This window comes from Pigmentiphaga sp. H8 (genome assembly GCF_003854895.1).
In the GTDB taxonomy this organism is placed as follows: domain Bacteria; phylum Pseudomonadota; class Gammaproteobacteria; order Burkholderiales; family Burkholderiaceae_B; genus Pigmentiphaga.
Genome location: NZ_CP033966.1, coordinates 2,064,270 through 2,083,085, shown reverse-complemented (window position 1 = coordinate 2,083,085; position 18,816 = coordinate 2,064,270). Strand labels below are relative to the sequence as shown.

The 18,816-nt window shown below is 68.1% G+C and carries 20 protein-coding genes, 1 tRNA gene and 1 riboswitch; of the genes, 13 read left to right on the top strand and 8 right to left on the bottom strand.

The features are described 5' to 3' along the window. Positions 1-2 precede the first annotated feature (2 nt). Positions 3-153, top strand: a riboswitch (FMN riboswitch). A 107-nt stretch (positions 154-260) separates the two neighbouring features. The 3 genes from ribB to EGT29_RS09810 all read left to right on the top strand — a co-directional run bounded on the left by ribB (position 261) and on the right by EGT29_RS09810 (position 3,125). Further along, positions 261-926 (top strand): 3,4-dihydroxy-2-butanone-4-phosphate synthase, encoded by a 666-nt coding sequence (gene ribB, locus EGT29_RS09820; protein ID WP_124688851.1) that lies wholly within the window; start codon positions 261-263, stop codon positions 924-926. A 17-nt stretch (positions 927-943) separates the two neighbouring features. Continuing rightward, positions 944-1,846, top strand: a complete 903-nt coding sequence (locus EGT29_RS09815; RefSeq protein ID WP_124688850.1) for a LysR family transcriptional regulator — start codon at positions 944-946, stop codon at positions 1,844-1,846. Between the two features lie 130 nt (positions 1,847-1,976). Continuing rightward, positions 1,977-3,125: a S9 family peptidase gene (locus EGT29_RS09810; protein ID WP_161567758.1), complete on the top strand. Its 1,149-nt coding sequence runs from the start codon at positions 1,977-1,979 to the stop codon at positions 3,123-3,125. Positions 3,126-3,132: 7 nt separating this feature from the next. Here EGT29_RS09810 and EGT29_RS09805 read toward each other — a convergent pair whose 3' ends face one another. Then, positions 3,133-3,798 (bottom strand): GntR family transcriptional regulator, encoded by a 666-nt coding sequence (locus EGT29_RS09805; protein ID WP_238160344.1) that lies wholly within the window; start codon positions 3,796-3,798, stop codon positions 3,133-3,135. Positions 3,799-3,883: 85 nt separating this feature from the next. On the opposite strand from EGT29_RS09805, the gene EGT29_RS09800 reads away from it, so the two are divergent. The 5 genes from EGT29_RS09800 to EGT29_RS09780 all read left to right on the top strand — a co-directional run bounded on the left by EGT29_RS09800 (position 3,884) and on the right by EGT29_RS09780 (position 7,994). Then, positions 3,884-4,759 carry a fumarylacetoacetate hydrolase family protein gene (locus EGT29_RS09800; RefSeq protein ID WP_124688848.1) on the top strand — a complete coding sequence of 292 codons (876 nt, stop codon included), beginning with the start codon at positions 3,884-3,886 and terminating at the stop codon, positions 4,757-4,759. Next, positions 4,756-5,631 carry a polysaccharide deacetylase family protein gene (locus EGT29_RS09795; RefSeq protein WP_161567757.1) on the top strand — a complete coding sequence of 292 codons (876 nt, stop codon included), beginning with the start codon at positions 4,756-4,758 and terminating at the stop codon, positions 5,629-5,631. Before EGT29_RS09800 ends, EGT29_RS09795 begins: the two co-directional genes overlap by 4 nt. 28 nt (positions 5,632-5,659) lie before the next feature. Further along, positions 5,660-6,631 (top strand): tripartite tricarboxylate transporter substrate-binding protein, encoded by a 972-nt coding sequence (locus tag EGT29_RS09790; protein ID WP_124688846.1) that lies wholly within the window; start codon positions 5,660-5,662, stop codon positions 6,629-6,631. Positions 6,632-6,684: 53 nt separating this feature from the next. Next, on the top strand, positions 6,685-7,104 hold the full coding sequence (locus EGT29_RS09785) for a carboxymuconolactone decarboxylase family protein (RefSeq protein WP_124688845.1): 420 nt from the start codon (positions 6,685-6,687) through the stop codon (positions 7,102-7,104). Between the two features lie 137 nt (positions 7,105-7,241). Then, the gene (locus tag EGT29_RS09780; RefSeq protein ID WP_124688844.1) at positions 7,242-7,994 is read left to right on the top strand and encodes an Asp/Glu racemase; all 753 of its coding nucleotides are present in this window, start codon (positions 7,242-7,244) and stop codon (positions 7,992-7,994) included. A gap of 50 nt (positions 7,995-8,044) precedes the next feature. Here EGT29_RS09780 and EGT29_RS09775 read toward each other — a convergent pair whose 3' ends face one another. Continuing rightward, positions 8,045-8,941 carry a LysR substrate-binding domain-containing protein gene (locus EGT29_RS09775; RefSeq protein WP_124688843.1) on the bottom strand — a complete coding sequence of 299 codons (897 nt, stop codon included), beginning with the start codon at positions 8,939-8,941 and terminating at the stop codon, positions 8,045-8,047. A 29-nt stretch (positions 8,942-8,970) separates the two neighbouring features. Here EGT29_RS09775 and EGT29_RS09770 point away from each other — a divergent pair, with 29 nt between their 5' ends. Beyond that, positions 8,971-9,621: an isochorismatase family protein gene (locus EGT29_RS09770; RefSeq protein ID WP_124688842.1), complete on the top strand. Its 651-nt coding sequence runs from the start codon at positions 8,971-8,973 to the stop codon at positions 9,619-9,621. 26 nt (positions 9,622-9,647) lie between these two features. On the opposite strand, the gene EGT29_RS09765 is transcribed toward EGT29_RS09770, so the two are convergent. The 6 genes from EGT29_RS09765 to cysS all read right to left on the bottom strand — a co-directional run bounded on the left by EGT29_RS09765 (position 9,648) and on the right by cysS (position 15,906). Continuing rightward, positions 9,648-9,739: transfer RNA gene (locus EGT29_RS09765), tRNA-Ser, on the bottom strand. Between the two features lie 107 nt (positions 9,740-9,846). Continuing rightward, positions 9,847-11,106 (bottom strand): aspartate kinase, encoded by a 1,260-nt coding sequence (locus tag EGT29_RS09760; protein ID WP_124688841.1) that lies wholly within the window; start codon positions 11,104-11,106, stop codon positions 9,847-9,849. Between the two features lie 178 nt (positions 11,107-11,284). Continuing rightward, a complete protein-coding gene (gene tilS / locus EGT29_RS09755; RefSeq protein WP_124688840.1) occupies positions 11,285-12,721 on the bottom strand; it encodes a tRNA lysidine(34) synthetase TilS in 1,437 nt (478 codons plus the stop codon). Then, complete coding sequence (locus EGT29_RS09750) at positions 12,690-13,658, bottom strand: acetyl-CoA carboxylase carboxyltransferase subunit alpha (protein ID WP_124688839.1); 969 nt, start codon at positions 13,656-13,658, stop codon at positions 12,690-12,692. The genes tilS and EGT29_RS09750 overlap by 32 nt, the downstream gene beginning before the upstream one ends. A 154-nt stretch (positions 13,659-13,812) precedes the next feature. After that, complete coding sequence (locus EGT29_RS09745) at positions 13,813-14,490, bottom strand: DNA-3-methyladenine glycosylase (protein ID WP_124688838.1); 678 nt, start codon at positions 14,488-14,490, stop codon at positions 13,813-13,815. 33 nt (positions 14,491-14,523) lie between these two features. Then, the gene (gene cysS, locus EGT29_RS09740) at positions 14,524-15,906 is read right to left on the bottom strand and encodes a cysteine--tRNA ligase (protein WP_124688837.1); all 1,383 of its coding nucleotides are present in this window, start codon (positions 15,904-15,906) and stop codon (positions 14,524-14,526) included. A gap of 195 nt (positions 15,907-16,101) precedes the next feature. Between cysS and EGT29_RS09730 the strand changes: the two genes are divergently transcribed. From EGT29_RS09730 to EGT29_RS09715, 4 genes are all read left to right on the top strand, one after another. Then, positions 16,102-16,836, top strand: coding sequence for a tetratricopeptide repeat protein (locus EGT29_RS09730; RefSeq protein ID WP_161567756.1), 735 nt, complete (start codon positions 16,102-16,104; stop codon positions 16,834-16,836). After that, positions 16,833-17,399 carry a peptidylprolyl isomerase gene (locus EGT29_RS09725; protein ID WP_124688834.1) on the top strand — a complete coding sequence of 189 codons (567 nt, stop codon included), beginning with the start codon at positions 16,833-16,835 and terminating at the stop codon, positions 17,397-17,399. Before EGT29_RS09730 ends, EGT29_RS09725 begins: the two co-directional genes overlap by 4 nt. Further along, entirely contained in the window at positions 17,396-17,899 is a 504-nt protein-coding gene (locus tag EGT29_RS09720) for a peptidylprolyl isomerase (RefSeq protein ID WP_124688833.1), read from the top strand. The genes EGT29_RS09725 and EGT29_RS09720 overlap by 4 nt, the downstream gene beginning before the upstream one ends. Before the next feature lie 124 nt (positions 17,900-18,023). Beyond that, positions 18,024-18,788, top strand: a complete 765-nt coding sequence (locus EGT29_RS09715; RefSeq protein ID WP_255465729.1) for a UDP-2,3-diacylglucosamine diphosphatase — start codon at positions 18,024-18,026, stop codon at positions 18,786-18,788. Positions 18,789-18,816 lie beyond the last annotated feature (28 nt).

Genomic DNA, 18,816 nt, shown 5'->3' with positions numbered 1-18,816 from the left:
TGGTGCGTCTTCAGGGCGGGGTGGAAATCCCCACCGGCGGTAGGGTGTCTTTGGACACCGAGCCCGCGAGCGCTTGCCGGCCTCCCGGCAAGGTCAGCAGATCCGGTCCCATGCCGGAGCCGACGGTCATAGTCCGGATGAAAGAAGACGGGAACACGTGCCGCGTACCGGCCTGCGTTCGCGCAGCCATGGGCGGCGCGCCTCCTAAGGCGCTCGAGCGCCATGCCCTGAACGCTTCCTGTGTCCTATGGAGCGTTTTCATGCAGTCCCTGCAACAGTACTTCGAAGCCACCACCGCCGAACAACGGCTGCTCGCGGCCCTGGCCGCGCTGAAGCTCGGCCAGCCAGTCGTGCTGCTGGACGACGAGGACCGCGAGAACGAAGCGGACCTCATCATCGCCGCCGAATCCATCACCGAACCCATCATGGCGCGCATGATCCGCGATTGCAGCGGCATCGTCTGCCTGTGCCTGACGCCCGAAAGCGTGGAAGCGCTCGGGCTGCCGCAGATGACCTCGCGCAACCGCAGCCGCAACGGCACCGCCTTCACGGTCACCATCGAGGCCCGCGACGGCGTCAGCACGGGCGTGTCCGCGGCGGACCGGATCACCACGGTGCGCGCCGCGCTGACCGGCGACCCCGCGGCCCTGGTCAGCCCCGGCCACATGTTCCCGCTGCGCGCCGATCCGCGCGGCGTGCTGGGCCGCCGCGGCCATACCGAGGGATCGGTGGACCTGGCGGCGCTGGCCGGCCTCGCCCCCGCCGCGCTGCTGTGCGAGCTGATGCACGAGGACGGCAGCATGATGCGCGGCGACGCGGCGCTGGCCTATGGCCACGAACATGGCTGGCCGCTGCTGACGATCGAGGACATCGTGGCCTGGCGCTCGCGCGCCGACCAGCCGGCCGAGGAAGCCATGGCTGCCTGAAAGGGCACGCCGCCACCATGCTGATGAAGACTGGTCAGATGCGCGCGCTGGTCGCCTGCGCGCAGCATCGCAGCCTGCGGGCGGCCGCGGAACACCTGGCGCTGTCCCATTCGGCGCTGACCAAGACCATACGCGAACTGGAAGCGGAGCTGGGCGTGCCCTTGCTGGTGCGCAGTTCCCGCGGCATCGAACTGACCCGCTACGGCCAGGTCGCCGCGGCCCGTGCGCAGACCATACTGGCCGACTTGCGCCGCGCGGGCGACGAACTCGCGCAGTTGCGGGGCGGACGGCATGGACGGATAACGGTGGGCGCGTCGGCGTCGATGGCGTTCTTCGCGCTGCCGCCCGCGATCACGCGATTCCGCGAGAAACAACCCGGGATCGAGATCGAAGTCATCGAACTCAGCATGGACCGCACGCCGGCCTTGCTGGAGTCGGGCGTGCTCGACTTCCTCGTCGTCCACCACGAATTGCCCGACCTTCCCGCCGGCTGCGGACACGACATCGCTGGACGCGGTTCGCTGGTCGCGGTGGCCCGGCGGGGACATCCGGCCTCGTCCTCCACCACGCTCGCGGACCTGTCGGGCCATGCCTGGATCTATCCCGGGCAACTGGTGAAAAGGGCCGAGTTCGATCAGGCCTTCGTCCGGACAGGCGCGCCCCCGCCCGCGCAGGTCATGTCGTCGCAGTCGGCGTTCCTGACGCTGCGGCTGCTGATGGACGCGGAGATGATCGCGCTTATGCCCCGGCCCTTCGTGCGGCACGCCCTGTTCGCCGGGCACCTGGCCGAGCTGCCGCTTGCCGATCCGCTGCCGGCCATCGCCGCGGGCACCGTCACGCGTACCGGCATCTGCCTGCCGCCGGCCACCGAGCAGTTCAGGCAGGCGGTGCTCGACGCCATACGCGGGCTCGACTGGTAAGGCGCGGCAACCCACGGTTGCCACCCGTTCGACAAATGTCGCTTCCCCCGTGTACGTCCGCATGGAACAGTGCGGGACGTCGCGGCGCCCCGCCGGGCTGCCGCGCCCATACGACACAGGAGACCCGACCTTGCTACCCAAGCGCATCCATGAACTGATCCTGGCGGGCGCCGCCGCCCTGACCCTGCTGGCCGCCGGCGCCACATCCGCGCAGGCGGCCCCACCCGCGCTGCGGCCCGGCCAGTTGCTCACGGCCAAGCCCCATACCCTCGGCCGCATTCCCGGCGCCGGCCGCACGCTGCTGATCAGCTATGTTTCGACCTCGTTCACGAACCAGCCCACCGTCGCCTACGGCCAGGTCACGCTACCGGATGCGCCACCGCCCCCCGGCGGCTATCCGGTCGTCAGTTGGGCCCACGGCACCACCGGCTTCGCGCCGCAATGCTCGCCCTCGCTGATGGGCCCGGGATCCGCAACCGGGTTGCTGGCGGAACTGGTACGGCGGGGCTACGCCGTGCTGCGCACCGACTACGAAGGCTGGGGCGCCAACGGCGAGCGGCCGCTGCTGCACGGTCCCAGCAACGCCAACGCCGTCGTCGACATCGTCGCGGCGGCCCATGGGCTGGGCGAAAAACTGGCCGACGACTGGCTGGTGGCCGGCCACAGCGAAGGCGGCGGCGCCGCGTTGTGGGTAGCCAGCCGCGAACCCCGTCCTCCCTATCGCCTGCGCGGCGCGCTGGCCTTCGCCCCCACCGGTCCGGGCGTCATGACATTCATGGATGGCGCGGCCGACGGCGGCTTCGTCCACGTGGCCGCCCAGCCCTTCGTGTCGCTGACGGTCCTGGCCGCCCATGCCGTGGACCCGTCCATTTCGCTGGACCAGTTGGTGCGGCCGGACTTCCGGCCGCAGGTCGACGCGGCCCGCCAGGCCTGTCTGGGCGCGCTGCGCGAGCAGCCTCAGCTGCGGCCCGGCCAGTACTTGTCGCGCGGCCGGGAATACGACAAGGTCGCGGTTTTCGTGAACGCGCAGGATCCCTCCCGGCTCGCGATGCGGGTACCCGTCCTGGTCATGCAGGGGGAAAAGGACGAAACCTCGGTCACGCCGCCGACCACCCGGGCCATGATCGCCTCGCTCTGCCAGAACGCCAAGGCGCCCGTCGCGTACCGGGAATATGCCGGCGCCACGCACGGCACCGTCCTGCCTGCGGCCATGGACGATGCCCTGGCCTTCGCGCAGGCGGCCCGCGAGGGCCGCGCCGAAGGCCAGGCCTGCCGCTAGGGCCGCCCTACCCCTGCTGGCCCGACAACGCGGCCGTCCGCTCGTAATGCCGGGCCAGCAGCGCCTTGGCCGCATCCAGGTCCCCCGCCATCACGGCCTCGAAGATGGCCCGGTGCTCGTCCAGTTCGTTGCGCCGCTTGTAGGCCTTGCGCGCCGCCAGTTGCCGATAGCGGTAGGCGCGGTCGTAGAGCTGTTCGCAGAACTCCATCAGGGTCGGCGACCCGCACGCGGACAACAACGCGAAGTGGAACGCGCGATGTTGCCGCTCCCACACCGGGTTCTCTTCATAGCTGTCCTCGTCGACCGAGCGCGGCGTGCGCGACAGGCGGTGGAAAGCGATCAGCAACTCTTCTTCCCATTGCGGACCGCGCCGGGCCAGCCCTTGCTCCAGCGCCAGCGACTCCAGCGCCACGCGGTTGCGCAGGATGTCCTCCAGTTCGTCCGCCGACACCGCCGCGGCCGCGAACCCGCGCTGGTCGTTATGGACGGCCAGCCCTTCGGCGACGAGGCGGCTGAGCGCCTCGCGCAGGGGGCTCGCGCCTATGGCGTAGTGCTGCCGCAGGCGATGCATCAGCAGCTTCTGCCCGGGGGGCCACAGACCGTCTAGCAGATCGGCGCGCAGGCGTTCGTAGATCTGCACGGTCATGCTGGGAGCGATATCGGCATCTAGCATGCGGGGGTTTTCCTCAGGTTACCGACATTATTTTAGCTCGATAGAATTTTGTCGATATTTTTCTCCATATGGAGTTTTATCGACAATGGCTCATCCTTTCGTTTCCTACACACTCCCAGGCCAGGACACGGTCCGCATCGGCGTGGTCGCGGACGGCAGCGTCGCCGAAATCGCCGATTCAGGCCATCCGTTCAAGCCCGGAGCCCTGGCGGCGCTGGCCGCGCAAGGCCCGCAAGCCATGCGGGAAGCCGCCGACCGCGCCCTGGCGGGCGCCAAGCGCGTTCCGTTGGCCGAGGTCCGGCTGCTGCCCCCCGTGCCCCAGCCCGGCAAGATCATCTGCCTGGGCTTGAACTACGCTGACCATGCCGCCGAAGGCGGCAACGCCAAGCCCTCGTATCCGAGCTTCTTCATGCGCGGCGCCACCTCGCTCATCGCCCACGGTGCGCCGCTGCTGCGCCCCGGGGTCTCGGACAAGCTGGACTTCGAGGCCGAGCTGGCGGTGGTGATCGGCAAGCGGGCGCGGCATCTCACGCCGGAGGACGCCCTGTCGGCGGTGGCGGGCTACGCGTGCTTCAACGACGCGACCCTGCGCGACTACCAGCGCCGCACCGCGCAATGGACCATAGGCAAGAACTTCGACGGCACCGGCGCCTTCGGACCGTGGCTGGTCCCGGCCGACGCGGTGCCTCCCGGCGCCTCGGGCCTGAAGATCGAGTCGCGCCTGAACGGCCGCGTCATGCAGAGCGACAACACCTCCAACATGCTGTTTCCCGTGGCCGAAACGCTGTGCCTCCTGACCGAGGCGCTGACGCTGGAACCCGGCGACGTCATCGCGATGGGCACGCCCGCCGGCGTGGGCTATGCGCGCAAGCCGCCGGTATGGATGCAGCCCGGCGACCGCATCGAGATCGAGATCGAAGGCCTGGGCATCCTGGCCAACACCGTGAAGGACGACGCATGAGCGACACCGCAACACACCCGGACACCCCGCGCATCACCCGCCTGCCCGACGATTTCCGCTGGCCGGGCGGCAAGCGCATCGCCGTGATCTTCAACATCGCGTTCGAGGCCTGGTCGGACGGCCAGGCGCCGGGCATCGGCCCCATGGGCAACGTGCTCAAGCCGGGCTACTTCGACACCAACGCCCACTCGTGGGCCTCGTTCGGCGTCAACCGCGGCATTCACCGCCTGATCGGCATCGCCGAGAAGCACGGCGTGAAGACCAGCGTGATGGTCAACGGCGTCATCTGCGAACGCGACCCCGCCACGGTGCGCCGCATCGCCGAACTCGGCCACGAGATCGTCAACCACTCGTGGGGCATGGACGTGATCCCGGTCTACCTGGACGAGGCCGCCGAACGCGCGAACCTGCGCCGCAACCACGACCTGCTGGCCGGCACCTCGGGCACCGCGCCCACCGGCTGGATCAGCCCGCGCGGCACGGGCAGCCTGATCAGTTCGCGGCTGCTGGCCGAGGCCGGCTATCTGCACCACGGCGACATGAACGACGACGACCGGCCCTACGTCATGGACTTCGGTCAGCACCGCATCGTCGCCATCCCGCTCACCATGGACGTCAACGACCTGCCCACCTGCATCCGCTACGGCCAGGGGCCGCGGCACATGCTGGAGACCTTCGAGGACTGCTTTGCCGCCTTCTGCGAACGCGAGACCGCGCCCTTGATGCTGGACGTCACCGCCCATACGCACGTCATGGGCCGCCCCTCGGGTGCCTGGGTCTACGACGAGATCATGGGCCGCGTGGCCAAGGCCGGCGACGTCTGGGTCGGCACACGGCAGGAGATGGCCCGCCACGTCCTCGACACGATCTGAACAGCGCTTCGCGCACGGAGGAGACAACATGACATCCCTACGCACCGCCGCGGCCGCACTGGCCGCCTGCGGCCTGGCATGGCCCGCCCTGGCGCAGGCGGAGGCCGCCTGGCCCGCCAAGCCCATCCGCTTCGTCGTCGCGTTCGCGCCCGCCGGCCCGGCCGACATCATCGCCCGCCTGCTGGGACATCGGTTGGGCGAAGCCCTGGGCCAGAGCATCGTGGTGGAGAACCGCCCGGGCGCCGGCGGCTCCGTGGCTTCGGCCGCCGTGGCGCGCGCCGATCCCGACGGCTACACCCTGCTGATCAACACCAGTTCCTATGCCGTCAATCCCGCCATGCAGCGCAATCTCGGCTTCGATGCCGAGAAGGACCTGACGCTGGCGGCGCTGGTGGCCTCGAGCCCCAACCTGATCGTGACCGCGCCCAACCTGAAGGCCAGGACGCTGCAGGAGGTCATCGCCGCGGCGAAGTCCGGCGACTACAACTACGGCACGGCCGGCGCCGGCACCACGCCGCACCTGACCGCCGAATACCTGTTCAAGGTGCTGGCCCGCACCCCCGTCACCCACATCCCGTACCAGGGCGCCGGCCCCGCCCTGACCGCGGCCGCGGCCGGACAGACCCAGCTCGCCAGCGTGGCCCTGCCGGCGGCGGTGGAACTGGTCAAGGCCGGCAAGGTGCGCGGCCTGGTCGTGACGGGCGGCAAGCGCTCGGCGGCGCTGCCCGAGGTGCCCACCGTGGCGGAATCGGGCTTTCCCGGTTTTGCCGATGTCACCTGGGTAGGCGTGTTCGCGCCGGGCAAGACGCCCGATGCGGTGCTCCAGCGCCTGAACGACGAAGTCGCGCGCATCCAGCGCGACCCCGACTTCCAGGCCAAGCTGGCCGCCACGGGATTCGAGCCGCTGGGCGGCACGTTGCCGCAGGCCAGGCAATACCTGCACGACGAACTCGCCAAATGGGCCAAGGTCGTGAAGGAAACCGGTGCCCAGGTGAACTGACCGGCGGCCGATGGAAGGGTTATGCTCGCCCAGTACCGATCCAGGAGACTAGCATGACCCAACCCGACCGCACCGCGCTTGGCGGCAGCTACAACGAATCCCTGTTCGAGCGAGGCCTGGCCACCCGCCGCGAGGTGCTGGGCCGCGAACACGTGGACGCCTCGCTGGCCAAGGCCGCCGAAGACCCGCTGCGCATGGAACTGCAGCAACTGGTCACGCAGCATTGCTGGGGCGACGTCTGGAATCGCCCGGGGCTGGACCGCCGCACCCGCAGCTTCCTGAACCTGGCCATGATCACGGCGCTGAACCGTCCGCACGAGCTGCGGCTGCACGTGCGCGGCGCGATCAACAACGGCCTGACCAAGGAAGAGATCAACGAGGTCTTCCTGCAGGCCGCCATCTACTGCGGCGTGCCCGCGGCACTGGACAGCCAGCGGGTGATGCTGGAGGTGTTCGCGGAAATGGGGATCTGAAGGCAAGCCGATCTATTCTTAAAAAGAATAGATCGAAACAAAAAACATATTTGCCCAAGTATTTGTTCGCAGACTATCTTCTGCCGCTATTGACCAACCAACGCCGCGGACACGCGGCGTCCAGCGAGGTAAGGCAGATGACCACCACCTACCGCATCGGGCAGATCGTCCCCAGCTCCAACACCACGATGGAGACCGAGATCCCCGCCATCCTGACCGCTCGCCAGAACCACGAGCCCGAGCGGTTCACCTTCCACTCGAGCCGCATGCGCATGCAGAAGGTGACCAAGGAAGAACTGGCGGCCATGGATCGCGACTCCGACCGCTGCGCCATGGAATTGGCCGACGCCCGGGTCGACGTCATGGGCTATGCCTGCCTGGTCGCCATCATGAGCATGGGCCTGGGCTATCACCGCGTCTCCGAAAAGCGCCTGCATGAGCGCACGGTCGAGGCCGGCGGCCCCGCCCCCATCGTCACCAGCGCGGGCGCTCTCGTGGGCGGCCTGCACGCCATCGGCGCCAAGCGCGTGGCGATCCTGACGCCCTACATGAAGCCCCTGACGCAGCTCGTGATCGACTACCTGGCGCACGAGGGCATAGAAGTGGTCGACAGCATCTCGCTGGAGATTCCCGACAACCTGGACGTGGGCCGCCGCGATCCGCTGGCGCCCCTGGAGATCACCAAGCGCCTGAACACGGCCGGCGCGGATGCCGTCGTGGCCTCGGCCTGCGTGCAGATGCCTTCGCTTGCCTCCATCCAGGGCATAGAGGACCGCGTGGGCATGCCCGTGGTTTCGGCCGCGGTGTCCACCGCCTACATGATGCTCAAGTCGCTCGGCCTCAAGACCCGAGTGCCCGGCTTCGGCTCGCTGCTGTCCGGCAAGTACTGACGCTGCATTCGAAATGCCAGGCAACCTGATGCCGGCCCGCGGCGGACGTCCTAGTTGCCGTCCTGCCACCGGCTCAGATCGCTCTCCTCCAGCATGCGCACGAACGCCTCCGCCACGCGGTTGGTCTCATTGCAGCGCTGTACGACGTACACACCCGAGCGCGGCATGCCGCCTTCGAGCGTGCGGTACACGCAATCGTCGCGGGCGCAGGCAACCGAGCGCGGTACGAACCCCACGCCTATGCCTGCCGCCACGAGACTCATGATGGCGGGCACTTCCAGCACCCATTGCACGACCCTGGGCGCGAAGCCCGCCTGGATGCAGCTGTCGAACAGCAGCCGGGCAAAGGCCGACGACTCCGTGCGCAGCATGATGAACGGCTCGGCCGACAGGTCCGACAGCTTGAGGCGTTCCTCTTCCGCAAGGCGATGTCCCGCGGGCAGCGCCACGACGATGGGATCATTGAACAGCAGCTGGCTGCGCAGCACCGAATCGTTGACCGGCGTACGCGAGATGCTCAAATCGATGCCGCCCCGGCGCAGCTCGTCCAGTTGATCGGCGGGCCGAGACTCATGCAGCACGATCGACACGCCTGCATTCGACTGCATGTACCTGGCGATCAGGCTGGGCAGCGGCCCCTGGAACTGCGAGCCGGACAAACCGATGTCGATGCGGCCCGCCAGGCCGCTGCCCACGGAACGCGCGCGGTCGCATGCGACGCTCAGGCGATCCAGGATCGATCGCGTATCGTTCAGGAACACCTCGCCCGCGGGGGTGAGCTGCACACTGCGGCTGGTACGCGTAAAGAGCGGAACGCCGATCTCTTCTTCCAGCTGCGCGATCTGGACGCTGAGCGGCGGCTGCGAGATGTGCAGCCGCCGCGCGGCCTTGGTAAAGCTCAGTTCCTCGGCCAGGGCCACGAAGTAGCGAAGGTTGCGCAGTTCCATAAACGATATCGCCCTCAACAAGGCATTCCATGCTAGACCAGGACAACATCCGCAGCGGTTTCAACGGCACCCTGTCATTCGGCCGCCGCCCCGCGCTGCTGATCATCGATTTCCAGCGCGGCTTCACCGAGCCGGCGCTCAGCCCCCTGGCATCCGACTGTAGCGCGGCCGTGCTTGCCACCAACGAGCTGATCGATGCCATGCGCGGCGTGGGCACGGTCATCTTCACGCTGCTCGGCTACCAGCGCAACCTGAGCGACATGGGCGCATGGGGCAGGAAATGCACCTCGCTCGACACGCTCATCCAGGGTACGCCCACCTGCGAGATCGATCCACGCCTGCACTACGACCCCGCGACCGATCTCGTCCTGCGCAAGACCCAGGCTTCCGCCTTCTTCGGCACGCCGCTGTCCGCGCTGCTTGCGGCCCGCCAATGCGACGCCCTTATCGTTGCCGGGGCCACCACCAGCGGTTGCGTGCGCGCCAGCGTGGTCGATGCCATGCAGAACGCATTCCCGCCTTTCGTGGTGCAGGAGTGCGTGGCCGACCGCTCCGCCGCGCAGCACGCAAGCAACCTGATCGACATGCAGAGCAAGTACGCGGAAGTGGTCCCGCTGGCGTGGATGCGCCAGATGCTGGAACCGTTGAGAAACCCCGGCACCAAACAAAAAACCCCTTGATTTCTCAAGGGGTTTTTCGGCAAATCTGGCGGAAGCGGTGGGATTCGAACCCACGATGCAGTTTTAGCCGCATACTCCCTTAGCAGGGGAGCCCCTTCGGCCACTCGGGCACGCTTCCGAAAGAGCCGGCAGTGTACCACGGTCCGAGGGGGGATCCAGCCGCCGGCGGCCGAAAAATTTGCAGTTTTCCCCTGGCACCGGGTGCCCCGCGGCGGCGCGATCAGACTACTGCGCGGCGCCCTGGTCCAGGCCGAACGCCTTGTGCAACGCACGCACGGCCAGTTCCATGTACTTGTCCTCGATGACCACCGAGGTCTTGATCTCGCTGGTGCTGATCATCTGGATGTTGATGCCCTCTTCCGACAGGGTCCGGAACATCAGGCTGGCGATGCCGGCGTGCGAACGCATGCCGATACCGACGATGGAGACCTTGCAGACCTTGTCGTCGGACACGACTTCGCGCGCGCCGATGGCCTGGACAACCTTGCCGTTCAGGACGTCCAGCGCCTTCTTGAACTCGCCGCGGTTGACGGTGAAGGAGAAGTCGGTGGTGCCGGCAACGGACTGGTTCTGGACGATCATGTCGACGTCGATGTTGGCATCGGCGATCGGGCCCAGGATGGAGAAGGCGATGCCGGGCTTGTCCGGCACGGCCACGACCGTGATCTTGGCTTCGTCCCGGCTGAATGCGATGCCGGATACAACGGCGGCTTCCATTTTCTCGTCTTCCTCAAAAGTAATCAGGGTGCCCGACTTCATTTCTTCGTCGGGCGAAATCATCGGATCGGTCAGCGACGACAGCACGCGGGTAGGCACGCGGTACTTGCCGGCGAACTCGACCGAGCGGATCTGCAGGACCTTGGAGCCCAGCGAGGCCATCTCCAGCATTTCCTCGAAGGAAACGACGTTCAGGCGCCGGGCTTCGGGCACGACGCGCGGATCGGTCGTGTAGACGCCGTCGACATCGGTGTAGATCAGGCATTCCGCGGCCTTGAGCGCGGCCGCGACGGCCACGGCCGACGTGTCCGAGCCGCCCCGGCCCAGGGTGGTGATGTTGCCGGCGTCGTCCACGCCCTGGAACCCGGTGACGATGACCACGCGGCCGGCATCGAGGTCGGCGCGGACGCGGGTATCGTCGATCGAGGAGATGCGGGCCTTGGTATAGGCGGAATCGGTGCGCACCGGAACCTGCCAGCCGGCATAGCTGCGGGCGTCCACGCCCTGCGCCTTCAACGCCATGGCCAGGAGCCCCACGCTGACCTGCTCGCCCGTGGAGGCGATCATGTCGAGTTCGCGCGGATCGGGCTGTTCCTGGATTTCCTTGGCCAGGCCGATGAGCCGGTTGGTCTCGCCCGACATGGCCGAGGGAACCACCACGATCTGGTGCCCGGAGGCGTGCCATTTGGCCACGCGCCGTGCCACGTTCTTGATGCGCTCGACCGAGCCCATCGACGTACCGCCATACTTGTGAACGATTAGTGCCATTATCTTGTGTCGCTTAACGCATGCTTGAGCCTGGACTGCCTGGGGGGTGGCCGGCCAGATGGCCGGCAAAGCCTGTTTCACCAGAGAAAAGGCTAACCATAAATGGTAGCCCAGCTGCGGCAATTCCGCAAAACGGCGGGATTCGGGCCGATGGCCCCGGAATGCCGGGCCTTGGCGGTCAGGACGTCACGGTGGCGCCGGGGTGGTCGGGCACCCATTCCAGGCGTATGCCCGGCGACGCCTGCGGCAGCCGCGCATCGGCGCCCAGCCCGGCGGCATAGGCCATGATTTCGCCACGGTAGAGCAGCGGCAGGCGTTCGCGCTCCCAGGTGGGGATACCCCGTTCCTGATAGAGGTTCTTCAGGCTGCGGCTGGGGCTCTGGGCCGTCACCTTCAGCCGCTCGCGGCCCCGGCGCCAGCGCATGATCAAGGCCGTGTTGCGCAGCCAGTCCGGGGCGATGCCCGACGCCTCGACGGCGAACACCAGCGTGCCGCCCATGGCCTCGAGCCGGATGGCGGATTCGCCGGCCCACTTGAATTCGACACCGGCCGCCTGTACCACCGGCGGCGCATTCTCCCTGCTGTCCACGATGACATGATCCCGATAACGGCGCACCTGCCTGTCGCCATGGCGCAGCAACAGTTGCCTGTCGTGCGCCGCGTCCTGCAATTGCCTGGCCATTTCCCGCAAGCGGGCCTCCGACGGCGCGGCCATGTCGTGGCCGGCCAGCCAGAGCCGCAGCACCATCGCCCTGCGCGCGGGCGCCAGCCGGTTCAGCCCCGACAGGCGCAGCGCGCTGCCGTAGGGAGGGCGCGGCTCCTGGATCGCGTCCAGGTCGGACTGCGCCACCTCCCGCAGCAAGGCCGCCGTCTCGGCGGACCGGCGCGCGTAGCGGTCCAGGGTCGCGCGGTACCCCGGCCAGTGGCGCTCGATGGCGGGCAGGATTTCCGCGCGCAGGATGCCCCGGGCGTAGCGGGCATCGAGGTTGCTGGGATCCCGGACAGCCTCGAAACCGGTGCGCGCCGAATAGGCGTGCATGAACGCAAGTATCCGACTTCTGGGCACCGCGAGCCAGGGACGAAGGTAACGAATCCCATCCTTGCGCGTTTCACCCGCCATCGCCCCCATGCCGTCGGTGCCCGCGCCCCGCAGCAGCCGCAGCAGCACGGTCTCGGCCTGGTCGTCCAGGTGGTGGGCAAGCAGGATGGTGTCGATGCCGGTTTCGGCCGCCATGGCGGCCAGGGCACGGTAGCGGGCGTCGCGCGCCGCGGCCTCGGTGCCGGCGGGATCGGCGGGATCCACTCGCACCCGGCGCACGTCCAGCGGCAGGCCCAGGCGGCCCGCCAGATCGGCCGCCAGGCCGGTCCAGGCATCCGCGTCGGGATGCAGGCCGTGGTGGACATGGAACAGCCGCATTGCCACGCCCCGCCGCGCGGCCCACTCGGCGGCCTTCACGGTCAGCGCTGCCGAGTCCGGGCCGGCGCTCAAGGCGACGGCGAACCGCTCCGCCACCGGGGGCATGGCATCCAGCGCCCGGTCCAGCAGCTCGGACGCGTGCAGGGCCGCTACGTCCGCGCCGGCGTCAGGACTGGACGGTTTCCTTGAAGCGGCCATAGGCCATGACCCGCTCGAGACGCGTGGTGACCAGATCGCCCGCCTTGACGCCCTGGAACTGGCGCAGCGCGTCGGACAGGGCGCGCCGCAGCAACTGGGCCATGTGCTTGGGGTCGCGATGGGCGCCGCCGACGGGTTCGCTGACGATCTTGTCGATCAGGCCCAGGGCCTTCAGGCGATGCGCCGTGATGCCCAGCACCTCGGCGGCCTCGGAGGCCTTTTCCTGGCTGCGCCACAGGATGGACGCGCAGCCTTCGGGCGAGATGACCGAGTAGGTGGCGTATTGCAGCATCAGCACGCAATCGGCCACCGCGATGGCCAGCGCCCCGCCCGAGCCGCCTTCGCCGATGATGGTGGTGATGATGGGAACCTGCAGCTCGGCCATCGCATACAGGTTGTGGCCGATGGCCTCGGACTGCCCGCGGGCTTCGGCGTCGATGCCGGGATAGGCGCCCGGGGTGTCGACGAAGGTGAAGACCGGCAGGCCGAATTTCTCGGCCAGGCGCATCAGCCGCAGGGCCTTGCGATAGCCCTCGGGCCGCGGCATGCCGAAGTTGCGCGCCGCGCGCTCTTTCGTGTCCCGGCCCTTCTGGTGGCCGATGATCATGCAGGGCATGCCGTTGAACCGCGCCATGCCGCCCACGATGGAACGGTCGTCGGCGAACATGCGGTCGCCGTGCAGTTCATGGAAATCGGTGAAGATGTCCCGCACGTAGTCCAGCGTATAGGGACGCTGCGGATGACGCGCCACCAGGGCGGTCTGCCACGGCGTCAGCTTGGAATAGATGTCCTTGGCCAGCGCCTGGCTTTTCTGCTGCAGCCGGCTGATCTCCTCGGAGATGTCGACGGCGGAATCGGCCTGCACGAAGCGCAGTTCCTCGATCTTGCCCTCGAGCTCGGCCAGCGGTTGTTCGAATTCAAGAAATGCGTTGCGCATCAGGCCCTCCCATGGGGCAGTGAACGCCCCAGGCGTCCAACGTCGTTCATCACCAACTCAATCACTCCAAAACCCCCACCCGCCCGGTGCAGACCCAGGATGCGGTGGATCCGGCTCCGCCGGTCCACCCGCATCGCCCCCCGGGGGGCGCGCGTCAGCGCGTAGGGGGGGGCAAGCTTTTCCAGAGATACCACGTTGCCACCGTGCACCACGGCTTCCAGGCCTGGGCCACTTCCCTGGCCTCGAAACGCGACACGGGTTCGCCGCTGAAATAGTGCAGCGAAATGGCGCGCAGCAGCCCCGGGTCGTCCAGCGGCAGAATATCCGGCCGCCGCAGATTAAAGATCAGGAACATATCCGCTGTCCAGCGACCGATGCCACGAATCGCGGTCAATTCGGCGATGACCGCCTCGTCGTCCATCTCGGTCCACAGGTCGGGATGCACCAGGCGCTGCTGGAAATGCACGGCCAGGTCCAGCAGGTATTCGGCCTTGCGCTGCGACAGGCCGGCCTCGCGCAGGCCGGCCAGGCCCAGCTTGCCCACCACCCCGGGGGTAACGCGGCGGCCGCAGGCGGCCATGCAGCGCTCCCAGGCGGCATCGGCGGCCTTGGTCGAGATCTGCTGGCCGATGATGGCGCGGGCCAGCGTCAGGAAAGGCTCGCCCTGGGTGGCCAGGTGGACCTCGGGATGCTGGGGGATCAGTTTTTTCAGGATACGGTCGCGCTTGAGCAGGTGCGCGACCGCGGCGTCCCAGTACGGGGGCTTGTCGGTGCCGGCGAAAGAGGCGGCGGGCACGGACCCGCCCGGCTCGGCCGTGGCATGGAGCTTCATGTTCAACATCTGGTGTTCAGCGGTTCGCGGCACTCAGGCTCGACGCCATACGGTGACGCCGCCCGGCTTGTCCTCGAGGACGATGCCATCGGCCAGCAGTTCGGCGCGGATGCGGTCGGCGGCCGCGAAATCCTTGTCCTTCTTGGCCTGCGCGCGCTGGGCGATACGGGCCTCGATGTCCGCGGCGCCGCCGTCCTGGTCGGCCGTCGTGCCCTGCAGGAAGGCGCGCGGCTCCTGTTGCAGCAGGCCCAGCAGGCCGCCCAGGGCCTTGAGCTGGCCGGCGGCACGGGGCGAAGCGGTCTTGTTGACCTCGGCGGCCAGGTCGAACAGCACGGCGATGGCTTCGGGGGTATTGAAATCGTCGTCCATGGCGGCGCGGAAGGCCTGCCCGGACGCGTCATCCCAGTCGGCGCCCCGCGCATCGGGCTCGGCATTGCCCAGCGCGGTATAGAGCCGGGTCAGCGCGGCCCGGGCATCGGCCAGGTTGTCGGCGGCATAGTTCTGGGGACTGCGGTAGTGGCTGCGGACGACGAAAAAGCGCACCACCTCGGCGTCGTAATGCTTGAGCGTATCGCGCACGGTGAAAAAGTTGCCCAGCGACTTGGACATCTTCTCGGCATCGACCATGAGCGGACCGCAGTGCATCCAGGCGTTGGCCAGCGTGCCGCCATAGGCGCCCTCGCTCTGCGCGATCTCGTTCTCGTGATGGGGAAACTTCAGGTCGGGGCCGCCGCCGTGGATGTCGAGCGGCATGCCCAGCAATTCGCGGCTCATGGCCGAGCATTCGATGTGCCAGCCCGGGCGCCCCGGCCCGTACTCGGATTCCCAGCGGGACTCCGGAGGTTCGGTGGGCTTGGCGGACTTCCACAGCACGAAGTCCAGCGGATCGCGCTTGGAGGTGTCGACCTGCACCCGTTCGCCGGCCCGCAGGTCGTCCAGCGACTTGCCGGAAAGCTTGCCGTAGCCGGGAAACTGGCGCACCGCGTAATTCACGTCGCCGTCCTCGGCCCGGTAGGCCAGGCCCTTGTCCTCGAGCAGGCGCACGATCTCCAGCATCTTGCCCACGTGTTCGGTGGCGCGCGGCTCGAAGTCCGGCGGCTGCACGCCCAACGCCTTCTCGTCCTCGTGCATGGCATCGATGAAGAAGCCGGTGACCTCGGAAATGCGCTTGCCGGTCTCGACCGCCTTGCGGATGATCTTGTCGTCGATGTCGGTAATATTGCGGACGTAGGTGACCTGGTAGCCGCTGGCTCGCAGCCAGCGCTGCACCACGTCGAAGCTGACCAGCATCCGCGCGTGGCCGAGATGGCAGTAGTCATACACCGTCATGCCGCAGACATACATGCGCACGCGCCCCGGGTCCACCGGCTGGAAAGGTTGCTTGGCACGAGCGAGCGTATTGTAGATATGGAGCATGGGGGGGACCACCCCCTACACGCTTCGCGCGCCCCCTCGAGGGGGCGGCACTGGTGGACCGGCGGAGCCGGATCCACTGTGCCCTGGGTCGAGCGTAGGGGGTACAGGGCGCGTTGCGCTTTGGGCTATTAGAATGGCGATTATATCAACTGGACGGAGCGGCCCTGGCCGCTCCTCATCTGCGGGCAGAATCGTTTGACCACGAACCACGTACCTTTCCCCCGCCTGCGCCGGGGCGCGGGCCGGGCGGCGGCCCTGGCGGGCGTGCTGGCGCTGGGCGCCGCGCTGGCGCCCGCCCCGCTTCCCGCCCAGACCACCACGGCCACGCCGCCGGTGCTGGCGCCCTCCTCCGATGACGACCAGGCCATCCCGTGGCTCAGCAATCTGCTCGAGGCCCTCAAGCCCGGCGTCGACACCAGCCTGCCCGAGTCCAGCCGCGCCCTGGCGCAGCGGCTGGAGCGCCAGCTGGACGAGGGCAAGGCCGCCGAGACCCTGGCCGAGGTCGATGACCGCCTGGCCGCCGACAAGCAGAAATCGCCCGACGCCACCAATGCCCAGTTGCTCTTCCTGAAGGGCCGCGCGCTCAGCCAGCTGGGACGCCGCGACGAGGCCAAGGCGATTTACCGCGACATGACCGAACGCTTCCCCGAACTGCCCGAGCCCTGGAACAACCTGGCCGCGCTGGAAGTGGCCGACGGCCGGCTGGACCAGGCCAAGGTGGCCCTGGAAATGGCCATTCGCACCGACCCGAACTACGCCGTCGCGCGCGAGAACCTGGGCGATTTGTATATCATGCTGGCGGCGCGCTCGTACGGCACGGCCACCAAGCTGAATCCGCGCGACGCCGGCGCGGGCCAGAAGGCAAGCGAGACCCGCAAACTGCTAGACGCGCCGACATCCTCCGAACCTCCACCCCGGACACCCCGATGAAACTGCTTTTCTCCAGCCTGGCGCTGGCGGCCGTCCTGGCCTCTCCGGCCGCCCTGGCCGCGCAGCAGGTCGCGCTGCAGACCTCCATGGGCCGCATCGTGCTCGAACTGGACGACGCCCGGGCTCCCGGCACCGTCGCCAACTTCCTGCAATACGTGCGCGAGGGCCACTACGACGGCACGGTCTTCCACCGCGTCATCAACGGCTTCATGATCCAGGGCGGCGGCATGACCGCCGACATGAAGGAAAAACCCACGCGCCCCGGCATACGTAACGAAGCCTCAAATGGCTTGAAAAACGCCGCCTATACCGTGAGCATGGCCCGTACGCCCGACCCGCACTCGGCCTCGGCGCAGTTCTTCATCAACGTCGCCGACAACGACTTCCTGAACTACCGCGAGCCCACGACCCGAGGCTGGGGCTACGCGGTGTTCGGCAAGGTGGTACAGGGCAAGGAAGTGGTCGACAAGATCAAGGCCGTACCCACCGCCACGCGGGGCCAGAACGAAGGCGTCCCGCTCCAACCCATCGTGATCCAAAAAGCTGAGGTCCTGAACAAATGACTACCCGTGTCAACCTGCACACCAACCACGGCCTGATCGGCCTGGAACTGGACGGCGAAAAAGCCCCCAAGACCGTCGAGAACTTCGTCGCCTACGTCAACGGCGGCCACTACGACAACACGATCTTCCACCGTGTCATCAACGGCTTCATGATCCAGGGCGGCGGTTTCGAGCCCGGCATGTCGCAGAAGCCCACCCAGGCCCCGATCGAGAACGAAGCCGCCAACGGCCTGAAGAACGACCGCTACACCGTCGCGATGGCGCGCACCAACGCCCCGCACTCGGCCTCGGCGCAATTCTTCATCAACGTCGCCAACAATGACTTCCTGAACTTCAGCTCGCCCACGCCGCAAGGCTGGGGCTATGCCGTGTTCGGCAAGGTGGTGGAAGGCACCGACGTGGTCGAGAAGATCAAAGGCGTGAAGACCGGCAGCCGCGCCGGCCACCAGGACGTGCCCGTCGAGGACGTCGTCGTCACCAAGGCAGAAGTCGTCCAATAACGCCACGGGCCGGGGCCGGTGGCGAAGCGCCCGCTTCCCGAACCGGCCGGCAGCCGGCCCGGCCCCATCGAGAGTTTCCGTGACCGGCTCCCCTCTTCCCGGGACATCCGCTTCCCATTCCGTCCTGACGTTCTCCGGCCCCGTCTGGCTGGCCTCCGACATGCACCTGGGCCCCGACGGGCCCGCCACGCGCGAGGCCTTCCTGGCCTTCCTGCAGGCGGCGGCGGACAGCGCCTGTGCCTTGCTGCTGCCCGGCGACATCTTCGACGCCTGGGTGGGCGACGACGAGATCGACACCCCCGCGCCGTGGCTGCAAGCGGTCGTGGACGGACTGCGGGCCGCGTCCGCGCGGATTCCGGTCCACCTCGGGCTGGGTAACCGCGACTTCCTGATGGGCAAGCGCCTGGCCGAAGCCACCGGCACCCGCCTGCTGCCCGAGCCGGCCGTGCTGCGCACCGACGGCGGCGAGTTCCTGCTGTCGCACGGCGATGCCTTCTGCACCGACGATGTCGAATACCAGCAGTTCCGCGCCATGGTGCGCAACCCGCAATGGCAGGCGCAGTTCCTGGCCCAGCCGCTGGCGGCCCGCCAGGCCATCGCGCGCCAGATGCGCGAGCGCAGCATGGCCGAGAAGAGCCGCAAGGCGGCCGACATCATGGACGTGAACCAGCAGGCGGTGGAAGCCGCGCTGCGCGCCCACGACGTCACCCGCATGATCCACGGCCACACCCACCGGCCGGGCCGGCAGGTGTTCGAGATGAACGGCCGGCGCTGCGAGCGCTGGGTATTGCAGGACTGGGACCTGGACGATGCGGCCGATCCGCGCGGCGGCTGGCTGGCGATCGACCAGGACGGCCCGGTCTACCACGACATCGCGCTGGACGACTGAAACCGGAGCGCGCGCCTGCGCCTCGGAC